Raw genomic sequence first — 20,942 nt, 5'->3', positions numbered from 1 at the left:
TTTCGTTTAATGTCAGACTTTTACGATACACGTAATAAAGTCTTGCTGGTTAGATTAGAAACGGCTATCGTATTTAGTTTGACTTTTGCCTAAAAACTTAGCAGAAAGTTCAATTCCTTCTACTGTTTTGATAGGAAGATTGGTAAATAATGCTTCTGGCTCGTCATCTGGCAAACTAACTCTTTCTAAAAATTCCTTTGCTTCGTTATAGTCATCCACAACAAAATTTGGAACTCGTGAAGGAGCTTCTAATTTCCACGCTTTATATGCTATGATAGAAACTAAGTGAGTTACTAATTCGGCATCACGTTCGTTTCCAGTTTTCGAAAAGATTTGATACAAATCAAATTTTCTACCTAACCTACCTTTTGCCATTTGCACGGCTGACATTTCAAGTGTTTCTAAAGAATAGTCATCTAAGATTAAACTTTTAATCCTTTCATTGAAGGATTCGTCAAAATCGTCATTATTAAGAAAAATCATAATTTTTTGATTTTTTGGTAATTCTACTCCTTATACATGTATATATAAGGAGTAGAAAAAAATTAAGCTGCCAAACTAGCTTTAATAGCTGTTCTAAGAAAAGTTTTTGGAACTTCCAATAAATAAGGAAATTCGTTATTTTTCCAAAACAAATCTAAAGTACCCTGTCTTTCGGCTTGGTCTCCAGCATACATCACATCAATTTCTAAAGATGCTTCATGTCCTAAGTCGTGATCCAAAATCACATAACAAGCCAAATCTCTAAAAACGATAATTACACCGTAATTGTCTGGATTGTTTTTTAGTTCTTGCATTACGATTCCATAATTACCATCTGGATTAGGGAAACGACTTGTCAAAGAATGTGACATATCAACCATTTTTTGAGATTTACCACCGTAACCATCAATTTTATTTCCAGTAGGTTGATTTAGAGTACCACGAACAGGAATAACATCTAAGCTACCAGCCGTTTGTGCAGTTGCCCATTCAGCATCATCTGTATCATCTGTAAATACATAATCCCTTTCTATTGGAATGATTGCAGCGATGTCACTCGGTTGATAACGCTTACAAGCTGTCAATGCAGCTTGAGCTAAGTACCCAAGTCCAGGCGCACAAGCTCTCTGAACTAAAGAAGGAAAAGAAGCCATAAGTAAAATAATTTAAAAATTAAGAAATAAGACGACTTGAGCCTTTTACGACTTCAGCCAACTTGTTAAATTGAAACTCCTCTCTACGAAGATTATTCGTAAAAGAAGTGTCGGTATAATCAATACTGACATCAATGTTTATTGTGCCAATATCAAGTGTTCTTGTTTGCTCTCTAGTGAGCTTTACAAGTAATTTGTGAGTTATGGTAGCATCTACTTCACAAAGTAAATAGCCTCCAATACCCACTAAATCACTTGCAAATTTGAATTTGTCGTGTCTGCCTAACCTTACAGTTGCATATATTCTTTCAATATTTGCATCTGTCAAATCTACAAACTGAGTTTCTTTATTGGTAACAATGACTTCTAAAGTCGTATCTGTTCCTTGTGCAATTTCTAGCATATATAAAATAAGTTTAAAAGCCTTTTATACTTCTTTTTTTAATAACAGAAGTGTTTTTTAATTCGCTTGCATCAACAGCGATAATTTCTTGAATGATATTTATAGCACCGTGAACAGAGTCGGGACCATCAACAGATGCTGTTGTATTTTTTTCAAAAGTTAAAAATTGACTAATTAGAGTTTTTTGATCTAAGTTGTCTTTAAGAGCTTCATTAAAATAAAATTGACTATTTTTGAAAAGTGGAGCAATGGAAGCAATACGATTCCACTTATTCCCTTTTTGTCTTAAATCCCAATTCACATTTATAAAACGGTAAGTTTTGAGTAACTCCTTCGTATTGAAAAATAATTTGTAATGCGCTTTTTGACTTGCGTTTCCCTCTATCCAAAGTATAGGATAAGCTCCTTTTCCTTGTATATATTGTTTATCAAACTGATAATAACAAGCGATAACCTCTCCCAGTTCTTCACGCAATCCGTTCCAAATGTGGTGAAACTCGCCTGTAAATTTGTCGTACCCTAAGCAAGAAATGTTCTTAGTACATCCAGCATCTTCATAGGCTAAATCTCCATACGCAATCAAACATTCATATTCATGTAATGGAAGCATTTTTTTATGTTGCATCCATTCAGCTTTAAATTCCTTACCAACCTCAACTGGATTGTTATAGTATTGTCGTTGTACTTCAGATTCGGTAAAACGTTCTAACAGCTTTTTTACTTTTTCTATTGTAAAACGCTCTTTCCAGTTTGGTTCTCCTTTTTTGTTTGTAATATCTACTTGAAAGATATTAGTGGCTGGCTTTCCTTTTAAAGCTTCTATGATTTTAGCAGTAATTCCAGCTCTATGAAACAAGTTATTATTCACTATAAGTCTTGCACGCTCTTGTTTCATACCAGCCTTAATTGTACCCATTACTCTATGTAGCATTTTCTTAACTATCACAGGGTTTTCGGCTGTATCTCTTTCGTCAATGTCATCTATCACAACATAATCTGGTCTGTACTGGCGATTACGCATACCTTGAGCAGGTTGTTTTATACCAATACCTCTAAAGAGAGTACCGTTTGTTGCACGAAACTCTCCTTCTGCCCAGTCTCCACTTACGACTTGTTTCCCAAAATCTTCAATGATTTTTTGATTGTATTCTAATTCGGCTTGTAAGTCAGAAAGTAGAGTTCTACCAGCTACTTCATTGATACCAACCACTACCATAAAATCAATTTGTCTCTCACTTGTAAGACCTAATTTTTTCTTTTTCGCTTCTGGCAGCCTATGAATATTCATTAATAGAACAGGAAGAGCAACGACAAACTCTGTAGATTTTGCAGCTTCACGATACCAAATATTCACTTGGTCAATTACTTCATTTTTGACAACATCATTTGCAGCCTTAACGTGATACCAAGCACACGGAAATTCAGCATAATGACTAAAATAGTATTGAAAAAATTCAGCATAGTTTTGAGGATCAAGAAGTCTTTGAATACGAGCTTCTTTCTCTTCTGGCGTTTCGACAAGCAAATCTTCTTTAGTTACTTCACGTAACCAAGCGCAATGCTTATGATACTCTTCTATACGTTTTTTTAACTTTATACTAATTTTGTCCATTTGTAGTCTTTGTCAATTCTGAAATATATTCTGTTTGATAAATTGATACTTTTTTAGAAAACTCTAAATCTCTATGTGCTAACCAAACTGCAAAATCTTCACAAACATCAATCGTATTCAAAACACGTCGTTCTGGATCAGATAAGGTTTTTAGAACAGCATTCATTTTAGAAAGTGCATCAGCTTTTTTAATAGCTTTAGTTTGTTCCTCTTCTGTTAATTCGTCATCTAAGAGTCTATTCATATTCTCTTGAATTTTTCGTTCAATTTGTCGTGGAGTTCTCCTAGCTACTTTACGTAGCTTTTCCCAATCTCCACGAGCAGCCCACTTATTTATAGTTCCACGAGTAACGCCAACTAATTGAGCAACATCCTCTTGAGTGAGCTTTTTATTTTCTAAATAGTCTTTTCTAGCCTTTGCTTCAGCAGTAGAGTAGTCTAAACCAGTCTTTGTAGTGCGTTTTTTTGCCATTGTAATTAGCTAAAAATCAAGTATTTCAATTATTTTTATCAAAAATACGAAAAAAGTTAGACTAATCTAACTTTTTTTGTTAGATTTGTCTAACTTATTAAAGTTAGACTAAATCTAATACCGAAATGGACATTTTATTTGAAGGCTATATAGGCTATAATTTGACAGCATCTTATATAAGAGAGCAGTTTTCAAAGGCTACTACAAGTAATCCAACACTATTAATCAATAGCGTTGGAGGTTATATAAATGCTGGAAATGCAATCATAAATGAAATGCAACGCTCTGGAAAGAGTATTACAGGACTTGTAACTGGTATGGCAGCAAGTTTTGCTGGAGTTATTTTACAAAAATGCGATAAGCGTGTAATGTATAAAAACTCAAGTATGATGCTTCATAGAGTAGGCTCTGGAGGTTATGGCAATGCTGATCAAATACAAGCTAGTGCAGACAATGCAAGAGATTTGGAAAATCAAATTATTGAAGCGTTTGCTACTCGTTCTGGCAAAACTGAAAAGTACATTAAGGACAAATACTTTAATGGAGCTGACAACTGGCTAACAGCCGAAAAAGCTCTCAAAGAAGGATTTATCGATGAGATTATTGAGGACAAGTTTGCAGTAAAACTACCTTCTAATTTTGCAAAACAGGATTTATCTGACCGTATGAATTTTTACGCTGTTAATATGGCAGCTAATTATAATCAAACCAATTTTCCACAAAACCAATCTATTGAAATGGATTACAAAGAAAACTACGAAAAGGAAAAGGCAAAAGTAGAGGACTTACAAAAAGCTCTCAATGCTGCCAATTCTGAAAAAGCAACGGTTTTGGTAGAGGCTGCCATTAATGCAGGAAAAATTCCAGCTTCCCAAAAACCAATTTACATTTTGAGTGCTACCAACGACTTTGAAAACACAAAAAAAGCTCTTGATGAGATTGTAGTTGAGACACCTTCAAATGCCCAAAACGTTGCGCCTGTTCAAACTCAACCTGCTCAACAAGTTTCTGTACAAGAGTTGATTAAACAAAATCAAGCTGCAAATGCTGCAAATCGTCAAACTGCACCTACTCAAGAACCAGAAAAGGATTTTGAATGGTATCAAAAAAATGACTGGAAAGCACTTGAGAAAATGGAAGCTGAGAATAATGTAGAGTTTGAAAAATTACGAAATGCTCACGCTGCAAAAGTTCGCCAGAAAAGAGGCGATACAATAAAATACTAAAACAGCTTTACAACTGATTTAGAAGTCTTTTAAAACTGTTTTATACACCAAATTTACTTATAAAATTTTTATACAATTATGGCTGGATTAAGAAAAGAAGTCTGGACAGATGTGCTTTTAGAGCAGTACGATGAGGAGGTTAATTTCCTTGATAGTACAACCGACCTAAGTGCATTTGTAGAAAACGATAAAATTAACTTGGCAGAAGCGGGTATTGATCCTACTGTCTTGATTAATAATACAACCTATCCTGTGGCTGTTAATGAGCGAACAGATATTGCACATGGATTGGAATTAGATTATTATGATACTGAAAATACACTTCTTCGTAATGCTGAAAAGATAGAACTTGCTTATAATAAAATGCAATCTATCACACGAAGACACGCTCAAGCTCTTAAAAACAAACAAGCTCAACGTAGCACATTTAATTTTGCACCTACATCTAATAGTGCCTTCACTCCTGTAATCCCAACAACAGGAACAACAAATGGAGCTGGAGAAAAACTTATTACTGAAGATGATATTTCTATTATGGCAGCCATTTTTGATACGATGAGTGCACCAGATGGGAATCGTCATCTTGTGTTGCATACCACACATTGGAATGAGCTTGTAAGAACTTCACAAACTTTGAAGGAACAAAGATACCGTTCAAAGGAAGGTGTTATGAATAGAGTTGCCTTTGAATTATTTGGATTCCAAATCCACAAATACAAAAATGATCCTCTTTATATAAAAGCAACTGGAGTAAAGGCAGCTTATGGAACTACTTATGTACCAGCTACTCACGGTATTGCTTCTGTAGCATTTGTTGGGAACGAAGCATTCAAAGCAGTTGGTAGTATTGATATGTTTGATGACCTTAAAAACCCTCGTGAGCGTGGAGATATTATTGGCTTCCAACAAAGATTCCTTGCTGGTATGATGCGTAACAAATACTTTGGTGCGATTCGTACCGTGGACGTATAACCTCTTTTTTATTTAAAAACTAGCTTCATTTTACAATTATGAAATTATTTGAATTTGCATTTATCATTCGTGGTTTTTTCAAGATTTGGACACCAAGTTCCATTTTAGCGAAAAAACAAAAAATCAATTTGTTACTAAAACGTATGGCTCAAGATGAGAATGAAAATGATATTCCTTCTACTGATTTAACTGATGAGTGGATACAAGATTTTGGACAACTTATGTTGTTTCAAAAACGCATTGGAGGTGTAGGCAAATTCAAAGATTTTATGACTGAAGTAAGTGAAGCTGGTTTTTTAGATAACGTGGAAACGTCAGAGAACGAAAAAAGTAAGTAAGCCTAACTGCCTTACAAATTTGATTAATTAATCTATTTCAATCACCAAATTTATTTATTCGTAATTATGAAAAATTTAAAATTTGTATTTGCAATTTTATTGCTTGCGCTAGTAGGTTTTGCTTGCACTCCTTCACAGGAGCAGCACTCTATTAAAGTAGAAGCAACCGAATATCCTTCTGTAAAATCTCAAATTGAAAATGAGTTAGAAGTGAGTATCGATACTGTTCAAAGTGAAACGATTTTAGAACAGGAAGCTAAAAACGAACATTCTGAAAAACCTTCTGGAATTATGTTTTTGTTTTTTGCGATGGCAGTTGGAGGTTTTAGCTTTTGGGATGTATTCAAGTTTAGACAATACTTTTGGGTAATTGAATTACTCTTTAAAATGTTTAAAGGCATTGATTTGAAAAATAAGCCTTTAAAACAGTTAGGAAATAAGTTTGTCGAAATTTTTGGAGAAGTAAATCTAACTGATGAGAATATTCAAAAAACAGTTGAAGTACTTCCTTTAGCAAAAAAAGCTGGTGGAATTGATAGTATTCACGAAATATATACTTCAATGGAAAGTGAAGGAATGTTAGAACAACTGCCAGATTTGAAAGAAAAAGTAGAAAGTTTGGGAGGTTGGAAAGCACTTTACGAAATGAGTACAGCAATGGTAGAGGCGAATGATTCTGAAAAAAAAAAGAATCAGTAGTCGTTAGTGAACCAGAAGAACCAAAAGAAAATAATAGTGTCGGTTCTGAAGAACAAGATGCAAACGGCTCTTATGAATTTGAAGAACCTACACTTATTATAAAGCTGCATAGAATACAGCAAACACCAAAAACTACTTTAGGACAGATTAGTATAGAAGGAATCAAAAAAACGTGGTGGACTTTAGAAGATACACTTCGTATCACTAAAATCAAAAAAGAGACTGCAATTCCGACTGGAGTTTATGAAATTCTACTTCGTAAGGCAGGTAGAATACACCAAAATTACTTAGCTAAGTTTGGTGCTAAATTTCACAAAGGCACTCTACACCTACAAAATGTACCAAACTTTCAATGGATTTTACTTCACATTGGAAATAATAAAACACATACAGAAGGCTGTCCATTAATAGGTAATAGAAAAGATAAAGCTCCAAACGGAGATTTTGTTCTTTGGAATTCTACTGATGCTTATAAGGAGTTTTATCCAATAGTAGCAACTGCACTTGAGGAAGGAAAACGAGTTTTCATTGAAATAACGAACGACTCGGATTTAGTTTATTTTGATTAATCAAACCCATTTCAGCTATGAATTTTAAACCAGAAACGATACAAGCACTTGAAAAGGCTTTTTCTGTCAATTCAGATTACAAACTTTTAGTAGTTACTGATCCACGAACAAAAAAAGAGTTCGTTTGGCAAATCAAGCATAAACAACTTGCTCGTGGACAATACAACACTCAAGAGGTTACTAGAGAGCAGTTTTTAGAACATACAAAAGTAGTTACCTTAAAAATCAATGAAGATTTTGATTTAGCAAAAGCAATTGAAAAAGCTGCTGAATTAGAAACTTCAAAAGAGGAAAATCAACTTGTTCCAACTGAACCTGTAAAAGAAGAGGAAACAACTACCGAAGTAGTAGAAGCTCCAAAAGAGGAAGCTCAACCAGCTCAAGCAAAACCAACTAAAAAAACAACCAAAAAAGATGTTTAAAAGACTTTTAAAACGCTTTTATGGTAGTTCTACAAAGTACAAACACCCTGCACCTATTGAAAGGGTACAGGGTGTTTTTTTTGAAGAAAAACCATTATTTAAGTTCAAAAACCCAAAAGATATTCCTTTGGATCGTGTTCGTTTATTCCAACACTATTATCCAGAATACCTTTATGGTATTTCGCCAAATTATATCCAAGAGATTTTAGATAGTGCATTGGAAGCAATGGATTTGGGAGAGCAGTCAGAAGCTGCTTTCCGAATAAAATCTTTACAGTCTGTTTTGGGAAATACAATGCCTGTTGATTGTATTTATGGTATGTCAGCACTTTACTTATTTACAGAAGATGAGAATACAGAAAGTATTGATGTAACCACAACAGAACGAAAAATATATGCTTTCAAAAAAATGAACAATCCTCAGTTTTTTTTTGGTCTTCAAAAAGAGAGTTGGTCAGCACTTGGACTCAAATCGTTGAGCGATGTGGAGAGCTTTTTACAGAACGGACAGAAGAGAATGACACTATTTCGCCAAGTTCTTTTGAGGAAAAAAGAAAACAAAGAAGTGAAAATTTAGAACGTGTTATCTATGCTCTTAGCAATGGAAACGCTTCTGAAATGCAAAGACTAAAAAAACTCTCTTGGTGGAATTTTTACGAATACTGGAATACACACTCTATAATTACTAGAGAACAAAACGAGCGAAACGAAAATCTAAAACGAGCATCTCAAAAATCAAATTCTTATGGTTACTGAAAGTTTTAAATATGAAGTAAAAGGACTTGATGAGTTACTTTCTGAACTCAAGAAAGTTGCTAAACAAAGCAACATGACAGAGAAGGAAATTGATGAGATGTTTTCTAGTGTCGAAAAAGGAAGTAAAAAAACGAGTAAGGAAACCAAAAATGTTGGTGGAGGTTTTAATGGATTAAGTGCAATTGCTGGAAAGGCAGGTGCAGCGATGGTAGCTGCCTTTGCAGTAGAAAAAATAATTGAGTATGGAAAAAAATTAATAGATATTGAAAGAAAATACTACAATTTAGAAAAACAAATAAGCCGTTTTTCTGGACTTTCTGGAACTGCATTGGATAAAGCTACTTCAAAAGTAGAGGCTTTATCTATTGTATATAAAAAGGATTTGAATGAAACACTACTCAAATCTCAATATCTTTCTACTCAACTAGGTACTGACTTAACAGGATCTTTGTCATTGATTGAAAAGGGTTTTCTAGCTGGTGCAGATTCACAAGGAAAATTCTTTTCTTTTTTAGACTCTGAATATCCTAAACTTTTGCAACAGGCTGGTTTGGTAGAAGATCAAATATTACAAATTGCCATCAAAAGCAATGAGTTTTATGGAGATAAATTTGAAGATGGACTTAAGGAAGCCATAATTGCAATTAGTCAATTTGAAAAGGCTCAACGTGATGCGCTTGCTCCACTTGGACAAGGTTTTACAAATAAATTATATGAAGATATTGCTACAAAAGCAATCACACCAATAGAGGCTTTAAAGCGTATTGATGAACAGTCTCAAAAAGTAAATTTGACTACTCAAGAACATGAAAAAATTACGGCTGACGTTTTCAAAGCTGCTGGAGAAGACATTGGAGGTTATCAAAATGTGCTAAAAGGATTGCGTGAAGCAATGGAAATTAATCTTGATGTAACCAATGAATATACTGAAGCTGAGAAAGAAGAACTAAAAGTAGCAACTGAACTTGCTGACGAAAAACAAAGACTTGCTGAAAATGTAGAAGGATTATCTAAGAATTTTGATACACTGACTAGCAAAATAACAACTCAAGTTATAAGTGCTTTCAATAATCTATATGAGTCTATTTTTAAGACAGAAACTCTTATAAAGCGATTAAATAAAGAAACTGATGATATTGGAGTTGGTAAAAACTTTTCTGAATTAACGGTTTTGATTGCAGAATCAGAAGAAAAATTAAAAGGTTTTATTAAAGAATATGAAAGAGTAAAAGCCGTTGATCCAGAATTAGACAGAACAAGAGAGGATCTTCTTATCCAAGGCGAAAAGGATAAATTAAAAAAACTTAGAAAGTTGCTTATTGAGGCAGAAAAACAACAAGAAGCTGATACTATTGCAGCGAATGAAGCTGCATTTAAAGAAAAGGAAAAGTATGTGAAAAAACTAACTGATGCTGAGAAAAAGGCAAATGAGGAACGTTTGAAAAAACAAAAAGAAATTGCTCTTCGTGAATTAAAAGCTAGTAGAGAGCTGTCTATTTCTAAGTTAGAAGCTGAGATAGAATATAATGAGCGTTCTATTGAAAACAACAAAAATAAGTTCGAAAAGCAATTAATTTTGAATGTAGAAAATAAGGATAAAGCTCTTGAAATTCTTACTCTTCAGTATCAAAATGAGATTGAAGGAGCAGACTTGACTAAAACTGAAAAACTCGTTATTGATGAGGAATACAAGCAAAAACGCAATGATATTTTGAGAGAAAGTACAGAATATCAGTTAGAGTTATGGGAAAAAGAACTTACAGCAAATAAGGAAAAGTCCGAAAAAATGGCTGCTGACCAACGTCAGTACCAAATTGAAGAACTACAAATGAATTACGACATGGCAAATGCTATGTTGGTAGATTCGCTCTTAAAAGGAGAAGTAACCGAAAAGGATTTTTACAAAAAACGTAAGACTTTAGCTCGTGAAAACACACAAGCTGAGATTGATTTGCTTTATGAGCAATTCAAAGAAGTAGAGTTAAATTCAGATGAGGAAACTCGTATTCTTGAGGAAATAAACGAAAAAAGAAAAGAGCTTCGTGAAGAAGATTTAGAAGACTTTTTGGATAAAGAAGCTCAAAAAAAGGAAATTATTGATGCTTCCATTGAAGCTGCTATTTCGGTTGCAAATTCCTTATTTGAAATTTCTACTTCATTTAGAGAACAGGAGATTGAACAAATCGAAAGGCAAAAGGAATATGAGCTTCATGCTGCTGGAGAAAATGCAGAAGCCAAAAAACGTATTGAGGAAAAGTATAATCGTGAAATTGCTCAACAAAAACGTAAACAGGCGCAAAATGATAAATTGGCAGCTATTTTTAATGTTGGGGTTAGTACAGCAGAAGCTATAATGAAAGTATCATCACAATTAGGTGCTTTTGCTGTACCTATGCAAATTTTAATAGGTATACAAGGAGCAGCACAAATTGCAGCGATTGCAGCTCAACCTATTCCTAAGTTTAATAAAGGAACTGAGTATGTGCCAGGGGTTGGAAATACCGATACTGTTCCAGCTCTTTTGACACCAGGGGAAAGAATTTTCACAAAAGAACAAAATGCAGCGATAGGAGGGATTCCAAATACAGAAGCTGTTGATTTAATTAACTTTGGTCTTACTATGAAAAACCTTGGTTTTAATGGAAGTGGAATAAATGAGCATGTTCTTAGTGCAGCTATTGAAAAAGCTGTAAAAGAAGGTTTCTCAAGCCAAACTATCTATAATACTAACTGGACAGAAAAAGGAGTTCAACGTTCGGTTACAAAAGGTATGCAAACTACAATCATCTTAAATTCTGAAAATAAATAATGGCAAAACAAGATAGATTATATCGTTATACACTAAAACACTTTGTTTTGGGCGAAAAAACAGCAACCTACGATCCTGCAAATTGGGAAAATGCGTCGGTTGATATTGTTCGTTCAAAGGAATATCATGGTGTTTTTTATGAGCGTTCTGAACGCTTGGGTTTTGTCGGTGTCTTTCAAGAATTTATACACGAAGTTTTAGCTAAGTTCGGATTAGAAGCTGAGTTAAAGATTATAGTTGAGGCGATTGATGAGTATGGAAACTGGCAATCTTTTTTTGAAGGAAAAGTAAATTTAGCTCGTGGAGAGTGGAAAAAGTTAGTTATTAATGTTCCAACTCCTTTTGGAGATGTTGGACGTTTTTTGACTTACGAAGCGCCTTGTGAAGATAATGGACTAGCTACTTTATTGAATAGAAGAGAAAAGGATAAATTTGAACTTACTAAAACAAAGTCTTTAGATAATAGAGATTTGTCGGATTTGCAGCCGTTTACTTTGCCTTTACATAGTAGAGAGATTATAATTGGTAGTTTGTTTTATGCTTTTACTTCTGTTTTTCAAAACTCTACTTCTTTGGCTGTAGATTCTTATTCTGCCATCAATCCATTTGAAATTGCTTATGATGAGAATGAAGGTTTACAGCCTATAACAAGCACAACAGATACTGATCCATTAGCTCTTGACTATGTATTTGTTGCTCCAAGAGCAGGTAAATACAGGTTTAAATTTACAGGAGAGTTAGAAATAACATATACTTCTGAACTAGGAATAGGAACTTATTCAGTTCTTTTTGTTCGTACAGATTTTGATTCACCTCCAAATGCTATTTTTACAAATATTGATAGTGTTAATTTACAGGATTTATATGCTGAACCAGAACAATCAGCTACAATTACAAAACAAATCAATTTTGAAGTAGAATTTTATTTGATAGAAGGAGAGCCTATTTGGTTAGTAGATTCGTTAAGCTGGACTCCATTTAGTATGCCTATTGATACACCAATTTTCAGCATTGGTGCAAACAATGGCATTAATAATATAACTGTAGAAATTACACAAGTATCTACTTTTCCAGCTTCTCAAGCAAAAGCGTTTATGATTTACGAAGCTCTTAATAAGACTTTAGAAAATGCAGTTTCTATAAAAAGAGTATTATTAAGTAAATTTTTTGGTAGAACAGATTCTCAACCACGTTCTTATCCTAAAAAAGGGCAAGGCTCTTGGTTAGCCTTAACCTCTGGTTTATGGATTAGAGACTTTAAAGAAGGTAAAAACGCAACTGTAAGTTTTGAGGATATGTGGAGGTCCTTAAATGCTGTTTTCAATATTGGAATGGGAGTAGAGCGTATCTCTGACGAAGATTATTTTGTAGTTGAGGAAGTAGAGTATTTTTACCAAGACAAGGTTTGGAAAGAGTTCAAAAATATTAAAGATATTGATATTGAGGTTGCTGATGACTTGCGATACAATGGTTATTCGTATGGATTTGAGAAATACGAAAATGAGGCGTTCAACTCTTTAGATGAGTTTTTGACAAAACATTCACGTTCAAATGACAATAAAACTACTTCAAATATGTATAGCAAAGTGTCAAAATACATAATGAGTGGATATGCTATTGAGGTTACTCGTCGTAAACAGTTTGAAAAAACAGCTACTACGAGCAGTGAGTATGATGACGACAATTTTTTAATTTCTTTATCTGATAAGGAAGTTCATACGATTGTCGGTGTAGATTTAGATGGTGGAAATAACTATTTGATTATTACTGGAGGGTTTGTTAATCTTACTTATTCAAATGTTATTATAGAAAACTCTGGATTTTTGAATGGTTCGTATCAAGTTATTGAGTTCATTCAAGAAAATGATTTATATAAGATAGAGTTGAATTATACTCTTCCTGTAGATAGTTCTACTCAAATAAATTCAGATAGTAGAATTTTGATGTTTGTAAAATTTATTCCAGAAAAAAATGAAAATTTTTCTTTGTTAGAAAATGTTTTATCTCCTTCTACAATTTATAATGCTAGATACTCTCCAACTCGTAATTTTTTACGACATACGAATTTGCTTACTGGCGAGTCTGTTAATGCTACTACACCTTATTGGACTGTAAAAGCGAACGATACACAGGTTATGCAATTTCGTGAAGGAGAAGGAAACTATGAATTGAATTCTCAACTAAGTTCTGGTTTGGGAGACGATATTTTAACAAATCCTGTAATTGAAAAACTTGAGCCTCAAATAGGTATTCGTACCTATGCAAAAAAGCCTTTATTTTTGCCGTATAGAATAAAGTTTACTGCACCTATTTCTCTACTTGAATATTTAGATTTAAGAAAAAGAGGTAGTGATAATACTCCAAATAAATACAAAAAAATTGGAGTAGCTGTTGATGAGACTAATTTTGTTTACGGATTTATAGAATCCGTAAAAATGAAAAGAAATAGGGATAAAATGGAAGCTGATTTTATTTTGTTAATGACTGAAGCTCCAGCAGCTCCTGTTCCTCCAGAAGAGAGTTTGATTTATAAAATGGGAATGGCTAATAATCTACGTGCAGGAACTTTTAACGAAGGCTCTTTATACGTAAATGACATTAATGACATTCCTAACTTTGTTATGGAAGTTGGACATACAATAGAAGTTCAATATTTTAGAACTTCTTGGTTTACTGATGTAAGAACAGTAAATCAAGTACAAAATGGAGGGCAAGGAATATTTGTCTCTTCTCCTTGGAGCGGGATAACTTTATCAAATACGATTGGAGTGCCTTTACACGGTCGTTTTCGAAACATTACTTTGAATGGTCCTTATGTAGAGTTTGGACAACAATCACCAAACCAATATCCTTAAATTATGGTAATCGCACCTTCAAATCCAATAAGGTTTTATCCAACGACAAATACTTGGCTTCCAAGTCCAAGTAAACGTGAAGATTTACCTTTTCAAAAAGACTATCTACCTTCACAGGCTAATGAAAAATGTTATCATCAGCCTGTAGATTTTGATGATGTAAGCACTTTACAAATTCAGTCAGCAACATTACCAACCGTTACGGTTCATAATGCTGCTGGTACTCAAATTGGTACGGTTACTATGAATTTGGATAGTACACAAAATGGAGAGAATCTTTATAATGCTGTTATTGAATGGAATGTTGATTTTCCAACAATAGCAAAAGGTTGCTTTTTGCGAGCGAATGATGGTACTCATTATGCACAATCAGAACGCCTTTACAAGCCTTCTACACCTCTTTTAAAACTCACGTACAGCAACAATAATCAACACGATTTATTTGGTAATTATCAAAAGTGTTTTGAACACGTTTTGTATTTGCCAGCCGAATTGATAGAAGTTCAATTTCCTACAGAAAAAGTAGGTTATGAATCTAGTAATGGTAGATTTTTGGAACAGCTTACTGCTTGGCAAGAAACTGTTTTATTGCAAAGTGAACACGTTCCTGTTTTCCTTTCAAGAACTTTGATGTATGCGATTCACTCTAAATCTCTTCATATTGAGGAAAGAGTGAATGGATATTTTGTTGGGGAATATTATAAGGTATTTGATAAAGGAATGGAAATTGGTCATCAAGATAGATATGTACTTCATTCTTTATCAGTTACTTTGCGAAAAGTAGAAGGATTTGTACAGAAGTTATATGTACAAGATGACGTTGCTTTAGCTCAAAATTCAGTTGATTTATTACCAGAAACAAATATATCAGCAACTAGCTTTACAGCAAACTGGTCAATACCTGTAGCTCCAGATGAGTTTGATTATCAATTAAGCAGAAACGAAGATTTTACAGATTTAGTCGTAAATACGACTTTAAATGGAAATGTAACGGCTTATGTAAATACAGGTCTTACACAATGCGAACGCTATTATTATAGAGTTCGTGCAAGGTCGTGTGGAGAAACTACAGATTGGGTTTCAAATCAAAATTTCAAACAACAGTCAATACATTTCCAAGGATTGTTTAACCAAACCCAAAAAGGATTTCAAGAACGTATTCAGAATTTCTCTGTAAAAAATGTCTTTAATTGGTGTGCTGGGTTTACACTCAAATTTGCTCCTGTACGAAATGACCAAATAGGAGGCAGTGATTGGGATATTTATCCTGCGCTTTCAGAAGCTCAAATACAACAAGAAATAGATATTCTTACAGATTTTGAAATATCTGAAGGCTTTACTATCTATTTTGAATGTACAGGATATAGCCAAATACATCAACATTCTACTTTACTGTTAGAGTACGATACACCAAGTTTTTATATTACTGTAGGTTGTACAAATTATTATTTTCCAGAATTTTCTCAATTTGTATTAATTGCTATGTCTGGAGATGCTAAATACAACTTAGACTCTATTCAAAGTCAAACTATTCCTACTAGCATTTATAGTTACGATTTACTTACTTCAGCAGCTGACGTTCCTATACGTGCGCCTTTGACATTAGCTCAATTGAATGATGCTATAAATGCACATACAGGCGATTGCATTGTTTTGGTTAATGCTCGTTATCAAGGCACAAACGATCACGACAATACTATTTTTTCATTTTCTTATCAAAATTAAATTTTACTTATTATGGCAGGTTTTTTAGAAGATATACATGGCGATGGTTCGTTTGGGAGCGATTGGCAGCATAGGGATGTTGGGAATTGCAAACAATATACAACAACAGACTGTGATTTGATAACTGATTTCATTCCTCAGAACATTGATAAAGCAGAAACTTGGTTTGTTATGTCTGAAGGTGTTTTTTTGTTATCTAATCGCAATCAAAATGGAGGATCAAATGCGAATGGTCATTTTTCCCTTATTTGTGGCACAGGAATGCAAGTAGAATATAGTACAGACTCGGTAAACAAACTCTATTTTCGTTCTGCAAATTTCCCTGTTACTACAAAACGCAACATTTTTACTATAAGAAAAAGAGAAGGAGTAGGAGCAAATTGCGTAGATTTTTTTGTGAATGGGATAATAATAGAACTTCCTTATAGTTTTTTTATTTTGCCAACAACAAACAAAGTAAATCGTACTGTAAATGATCCTATGTATATAAATAGGTATAACGTAAATAATAATCCAAAAGATGGACAAAACACAAATATAGCTAAAATGTCTTGTGTAAATTATGCTCAAAGCGATTTAGAAATAGTTAGAGATGCTGCAAACGAAAAGCAAACTGCAAATAATCCAAATCAATTTTTATTAAATGTAGATTTTAATAAAAGCACTGGAGATAACCTTACAGATATAAGTCCAAATAATTACACAATTACAAGTGTAGGAAATAAAAATTTTGCTAATTTTTACTCTTAGAATGCAAATAATATTAATTTACTTTTCTTACGAAACTCTATAAGATAGTTTTATGTATGCCTATTATACATAATCCTATCTTATTTTTTTTATTGCTATGTTAGAAAACGAAAAGCCAAAACCTCATAAAAGATACCCTTTTGGGTATTATGGAGGTAAAAATCAGATGTTGAAATACATCAAACCAAATATACCCAGTCATACTCTTTACTGTGAAGCGTTTGTGGGTGGTGGAGCTGTATTTTGGGCAAAGCCACCCTCAAAAATAGAAATCATAAATGATAAAAATAATCTTATATCTAACTTCTATGAAGTTGTAAAGACAGATTTTCAAGCATTAAGAGATAAAGTTTCTATTACCTTACACTCTCAAGATGCCTATCGTACTGCTAAATTGATTTATAATACGCCAATGGTTTATTCTAAATTAGAGAGAGCTTGGGCAGTTTGGACACTTTGTAATATGAGTTATGGAAGCATTCCAGGGGCTGGGTTTGCTTTCCAACGCAAAACCAAAAACTCTTGTGCAATGAAAGTCCATAACAAAAGATTATTGTTTGAAAACAGTGATTTTCTACTTGATAGACTGAGTACAGTTACTGTAGAGAATAATGATGCTTGTTTCGTTATAAAACGTTATGATTCTAAAGATAGCTTTTTCTATCTTGATCCACCTTATATCAATAGCGCACAAGGACACTATTCTGGATATACAGAAGAGAACTACAGAGAGCTATTATCACTAGTAGAAACTATAAAAGGAAAGTTCCTTTTGAGTAGCTATCCTTCAGATATTTTAGATGAGTTTGTCAAACGCAATGGTTGGTATCAAATCAAAATAGAGAAGGCAATGTCAATGGTAAATAACACTCGTAAAAAGATTGAAGTATTGACAGCAAACTATCCTATAAAAGTGTAGTTTTTGTTTTAAAAAACTGTAATTTTGGTTTTGCCGTCTTTAACAGCTAACATTTCCTGTTATGGTAATTGTTTTATCTGTAGTAGAATTTATCTCTTCATTACTATTTTCTTTCTTTTCAGATGCTTCTGTAATCACAGTTGGATTAGTCTGTTGGGCTTGACTTTTACTAATTGTCAAAAGAGAAAGAAGAGAAAAACTCATTAAACCAATTCCTATTTTTTTCAAGCTATACATTCTTTTTGAAGGAGTAACGGTAGAATAGGTTTTGAGTTGAGATTCATTAAAACGACCACAAGATTTTTTTTGATTATTTTGGAAATAGGCTATAATCTCTTTATCAGTCATTTGGGTAAAATCTATGACTTCTTTTTGACAAGATCCACAAAAACCACCTGCTTTTGTAGCTTTAAAATTCTCAAACTTTTTTGAACATGGCTTATTAATACCAAGAGTAATATTTGGTTTCATGTTTTTTCTTTAGTTTCTTAAAAATTTATAATACGCTCACAATACGTTCAGTAGGGTGTGAAGTGTTGCAGTAGAAAAGAAAAAATAAGCACAAAAAAAGAGAAATAACAGTTTAAAAAACTATCATTTCTCTTTTACAACATATTTAGGAAAAGGCAAGCCGTTTTCCCTACAATAAAATAATGACTAAAATTACTTTCTAATCAAAGCACCTACTTCTTGTTCGTAAGCAGCAATAAGTCTTTGCATCGTTTTTTCGATTGTTTTTTCATCTAGTGTTTTGTTTTTGTCTTGCAATGAGAATGCAACAGAATACGATTTTTTGCCTTCTTCAATTTTGTCTCCTTCGTAAATATCAAAAACAGAAACATTTTGTAAAATTTTTCGCTCTGTTTTTTGAGCTACTTTTTCAAGTTCAGCAAAAGAAACTTTTTTATCCAAAACGATAGACAAATCACGACGCACAACAGGGAATTTTGAAAGCGCAGAAAACTCTCTTGGTTTTATTTTTTGATTTAATAAAGCTTCCCAACGAATTTGAGCATAAAAAACTTCTGCATTTGTTTCTGTCAGTTTACACAGTTTTTTCTTTACCAATCCCATTTTTAAAATTTGCTCAAAAGAATCTTTTCCTGTTCTTTTAGTAAGTTCGATGCCGTATTGAAGTTCCTTATCTTCACTCAATTTATTTTGGTCAAAATCAGAAATATCAAATCCTACAGCTTTTAAAATTCGTTGAACGACACTAGAAAGCTGAAAATAATCAACTGGAGTAGCTTTTTTATTCCAAGAAGTAGGCGTAGAACCAACTAAGAAAATACCTAATTGCCATTCTTCAAAGTATTTGTGTTCGTCGTCTTTAGGTTCTGCTATTTTATGATATACTTTTCCAAACTCAAATCCTTTTATGAGTTCTTCTTGTCTATTCAAATTTCTTGTAATGCTTTCCAAACCACCAAAAAGCAAACTCTGACGCATTACGTCCAAATCTTCACTAAGTGGATTGAGCATTTTTACACTTGTAGCTTCTATTTCTAAAGCCTTTGCGTAATTTGACGAAGTAAGCGAATTATTCATCATTTCTGAAAAGCCCATTCCTACCAAAATATCAGCCGTTTTCTTACGAATTTCTTGGTCTTTCGAAATGGAAGGCGCAATATAATCTGTTGCTGCCGTCTGTGGAAAATCAATATTATTTAATCCATAAATACGCAAAACTTCTTCAGCAATATCAGCAGGTTGAAGTACATCGACACGATAAGTTGGAACTGAAACAGTTATTTTATCATCATTCTCGTTCGTATTTTCTTTTACTACTTCAATATCTAAATCAGTCAAAATACGTTTTACCATTTCCTTTGGAATATCATTTCCTATAAGTGTATTTAGGTAATTGTATGAAACTTCAAAAGTCGGATTTTCAATTTTTTGAGGATACAAATTGGTAACTTCACTAAAAATTGTTTCTTCTGTTCCTGCAATTTCTTGAATTAATAAAGCTGCGTATTTGAGTGGATAAAGAACATTATTTGGGTCAGTTCCACGAGCAAAACGGAAAGAAGCATCTGTAAAAAGGTCGTGAATTTTGGAAGTTTTACGAACAAAATCAGGCGAAAAATAAGCTGATTCTAAAAATATATTCGTCGTAGTATCAGAAACACCTGAATCCAGACCACCAAAAACACCAGCAATACAAAGAGGATTTAGCTCAGAATCACAAATCATCAAATCACTTTCTGCCAATTTATACGTTTCTTTGTCTAAGGCTACAAATTCTGTTTTCTCCTTTAAAGTTGAAACTACAATTTTATTTCCTTTAATTTTATCAGCATCAAAAGCGTGTAAAGGCTGACCAAAAGAATGCAAAACATAGTTTGTAATATCTACTACATTATTGATTGATTTCTGACCAATACTTTCTAAAGCCATTTTGAGCCACGCTGGAGAATCAGCAACCCTTACATTTTTGATTGTTACGCCTGCATATCTTGGACAGGCTTCTGTATTTTTTATTTCTACTTGAACAGCTTCTTCGCTACTAATTTCTTTCTTTAAAGAATCAAACTCTTCAATACTAGGCTTAGAAATTTCACGCTTCAAACGAGCTTTCAAATCTCTAGCCGTTCCATAATGTGAAGCTGCATCTACTCGGTTTGGAGTAAGACCAATTTCTAAAACTATATCATTTTGTAAATCAAAAACTTGACTTGCAGGAGTTCCATTTTTGGCTTGTGCTTTTTCGCCTTCTAAGACCAAAATTCCGTCGTGTCCTTTTCCTAACCCCATCTCGTCTTCGGCACAAATCATTCCTTCCGAAACTTCTCCCCTGATTTTTCCTTTTTTGATTTTGAATGGTTCGCCTTCCTCTGGATAAAGCATTGTTCCAATTGTAGCAACGATTACTTTTTGTCCTTTGGCTACATTGGAAGCACCACAAACGATTGATAAAACTTCTTCTGCTCCAATATTTACCGTTGTGCAGTTCAAATGGTCAGAATTTGAGTGTGGCTCACACGTCATTACTTCACCCACTACAAAACCTTCTAAACCACCTTTTATTTGTTCGAAAGTTTCAATTCCTTCTACTTCTAGTCCTGTTTCGGTAAGGTATTCTGCTATTTTTTCGGCAGATTCTTCAAGTTGAATGTATTTTTTGAGCCAGCTAAGTGAAATGTTCATAGTATAAGTTCTAGGTCGTGGGTGAGGGCACCAACAACGGCGATTTTAATTTCTTGATGTATATTTTTTATAGATGCGAAGGTAAGAAGTTTTTTGGAAATTATCTATACGGGAGTTTGTCGTTATTCT

Annotated in this window: 19 protein-coding genes; 12 read left to right on the top strand and 7 right to left on the bottom strand. The window is 33.4% G+C overall.

Annotation, left to right across the window (positions count from 1 at the left end; all coding sequences use genetic code 11):
• Positions 1 to 54: 54 nt before the first annotated feature.
• The 5 genes from V9L05_RS18810 to V9L05_RS18790 all read right to left on the bottom strand — a co-directional run bounded on the left by V9L05_RS18810 (position 55) and on the right by V9L05_RS18790 (position 3,623).
• Positions 55 to 483, bottom strand: coding sequence for a hypothetical protein (locus V9L05_RS18810; protein ID WP_338813437.1), 429 nt, complete (start codon positions 481 to 483; stop codon positions 55 to 57).
• Positions 484 to 545: 62 nt separating this feature from the next.
• The gene (locus V9L05_RS18805; protein WP_338813436.1) at positions 546 to 1,136 is read right to left on the bottom strand and encodes a hypothetical protein; all 591 of its coding nucleotides are present in this window, start codon (positions 1,134 to 1,136) and stop codon (positions 546 to 548) included.
• 19 nt (positions 1,137 to 1,155) lie between these two features.
• Positions 1,156 to 1,539, bottom strand: a complete 384-nt coding sequence (locus tag V9L05_RS18800) for a hypothetical protein (protein ID WP_338813435.1) — start codon at positions 1,537 to 1,539, stop codon at positions 1,156 to 1,158.
• A 13-nt stretch (positions 1,540 to 1,552) separates the two neighbouring features.
• On the bottom strand, positions 1,553 to 3,151 hold the full coding sequence (locus V9L05_RS18795; RefSeq protein ID WP_338813433.1) for a hypothetical protein: 1,599 nt from the start codon (positions 3,149 to 3,151) through the stop codon (positions 1,553 to 1,555).
• Positions 3,138 to 3,623 carry a helix-turn-helix domain-containing protein gene (locus V9L05_RS18790; protein WP_338813431.1) on the bottom strand — a complete coding sequence of 162 codons (486 nt, stop codon included), beginning with the start codon at positions 3,621 to 3,623 and terminating at the stop codon, positions 3,138 to 3,140. The genes V9L05_RS18795 and V9L05_RS18790 overlap by 14 nt, the downstream gene beginning before the upstream one ends.
• A 125-nt stretch (positions 3,624 to 3,748) precedes the next feature.
• Here V9L05_RS18790 and V9L05_RS18785 point away from each other — a divergent pair, with 125 nt between their 5' ends.
• The 12 genes from V9L05_RS18785 to V9L05_RS18730 all read left to right on the top strand — a co-directional run bounded on the left by V9L05_RS18785 (position 3,749) and on the right by V9L05_RS18730 (position 17,663).
• The gene (locus tag V9L05_RS18785) at positions 3,749 to 4,849 is read left to right on the top strand and encodes a Clp protease ClpP (RefSeq protein WP_338813429.1); all 1,101 of its coding nucleotides are present in this window, start codon (positions 3,749 to 3,751) and stop codon (positions 4,847 to 4,849) included.
• A gap of 78 nt (positions 4,850 to 4,927) precedes the next feature.
• Positions 4,928 to 5,821 carry a hypothetical protein gene (locus V9L05_RS18780; protein WP_338813428.1) on the top strand — a complete coding sequence of 298 codons (894 nt, stop codon included), beginning with the start codon at positions 4,928 to 4,930 and terminating at the stop codon, positions 5,819 to 5,821.
• A 38-nt stretch (positions 5,822 to 5,859) separates the two neighbouring features.
• Entirely contained in the window at positions 5,860 to 6,159 is a 300-nt protein-coding gene (locus V9L05_RS18775; protein ID WP_338813426.1) for a hypothetical protein, read from the top strand.
• A 66-nt stretch (positions 6,160 to 6,225) separates the two neighbouring features.
• Positions 6,226 to 6,858: a hypothetical protein gene (locus V9L05_RS18770; RefSeq protein WP_338813424.1), complete on the top strand. Its 633-nt coding sequence runs from the start codon at positions 6,226 to 6,228 to the stop codon at positions 6,856 to 6,858.
• Between the two features lie 586 nt (positions 6,859 to 7,444).
• Positions 7,445 to 7,849 carry a hypothetical protein gene (locus tag V9L05_RS18765; protein WP_338813422.1) on the top strand — a complete coding sequence of 135 codons (405 nt, stop codon included), beginning with the start codon at positions 7,445 to 7,447 and terminating at the stop codon, positions 7,847 to 7,849.
• A complete protein-coding gene (locus V9L05_RS18760; protein WP_338813421.1) occupies positions 7,842 to 8,426 on the top strand; it encodes a hypothetical protein in 585 nt (194 codons plus the stop codon). Before V9L05_RS18765 ends, V9L05_RS18760 begins: the two co-directional genes overlap by 8 nt.
• Positions 8,427 to 8,467: 41 nt before the next feature.
• Positions 8,468 to 8,605, top strand: a complete 138-nt coding sequence (locus V9L05_RS18755) for a hypothetical protein (RefSeq protein WP_338813420.1) — start codon at positions 8,468 to 8,470, stop codon at positions 8,603 to 8,605.
• Positions 8,595 to 11,414, top strand: coding sequence for a hypothetical protein (locus tag V9L05_RS18750; protein WP_338813419.1), 2,820 nt, complete (start codon positions 8,595 to 8,597; stop codon positions 11,412 to 11,414). The genes V9L05_RS18755 and V9L05_RS18750 overlap by 11 nt, the downstream gene beginning before the upstream one ends.
• Positions 11,414 to 14,269: a hypothetical protein gene (locus V9L05_RS18745; RefSeq protein WP_338813418.1), complete on the top strand. Its 2,856-nt coding sequence runs from the start codon at positions 11,414 to 11,416 to the stop codon at positions 14,267 to 14,269. The genes V9L05_RS18750 and V9L05_RS18745 overlap by 1 nt, the downstream gene beginning before the upstream one ends.
• 3 nt (positions 14,270 to 14,272) lie before the next feature.
• On the top strand, positions 14,273 to 15,994 hold the full coding sequence (locus V9L05_RS18740) for a fibronectin type III domain-containing protein (RefSeq protein ID WP_338813417.1): 1,722 nt from the start codon (positions 14,273 to 14,275) through the stop codon (positions 15,992 to 15,994).
• A gap of 12 nt (positions 15,995 to 16,006) precedes the next feature.
• Positions 16,007 to 16,744, top strand: a complete 738-nt coding sequence (locus V9L05_RS18735) for a hypothetical protein (RefSeq protein ID WP_338813416.1) — start codon at positions 16,007 to 16,009, stop codon at positions 16,742 to 16,744.
• A 97-nt stretch (positions 16,745 to 16,841) separates the two neighbouring features.
• Positions 16,842 to 17,663, top strand: a complete 822-nt coding sequence (locus V9L05_RS18730; RefSeq protein WP_338813414.1) for a DNA adenine methylase — start codon at positions 16,842 to 16,844, stop codon at positions 17,661 to 17,663.
• 39 nt (positions 17,664 to 17,702) lie between these two features.
• Here the strand turns inward: V9L05_RS18730 and V9L05_RS18725 are convergent, their stop codons facing one another.
• Positions 17,703 to 18,134, bottom strand: a complete 432-nt coding sequence (locus V9L05_RS18725; RefSeq protein ID WP_338813413.1) for a hypothetical protein — start codon at positions 18,132 to 18,134, stop codon at positions 17,703 to 17,705.
• Positions 18,135 to 18,326: 192 nt separating this feature from the next.
• Positions 18,327 to 20,813, bottom strand: a complete 2,487-nt coding sequence (gene pheT, locus V9L05_RS18720) for a phenylalanine--tRNA ligase subunit beta (protein ID WP_338813412.1) — start codon at positions 20,811 to 20,813, stop codon at positions 18,327 to 18,329.
• Positions 20,814 to 20,942 lie beyond the last annotated feature (129 nt).

The sequence above is a fragment of the Bernardetia sp. Wsw4-3y2 genome (genome assembly GCF_037126295.1).
Classification (GTDB): Bacteria; Bacteroidota; Bacteroidia; order Cytophagales; family Bernardetiaceae; genus Bernardetia.
Note: the sequence above shows the minus strand (reverse complement) of the source record. Positions and strands in the feature narration are given on the sequence as shown.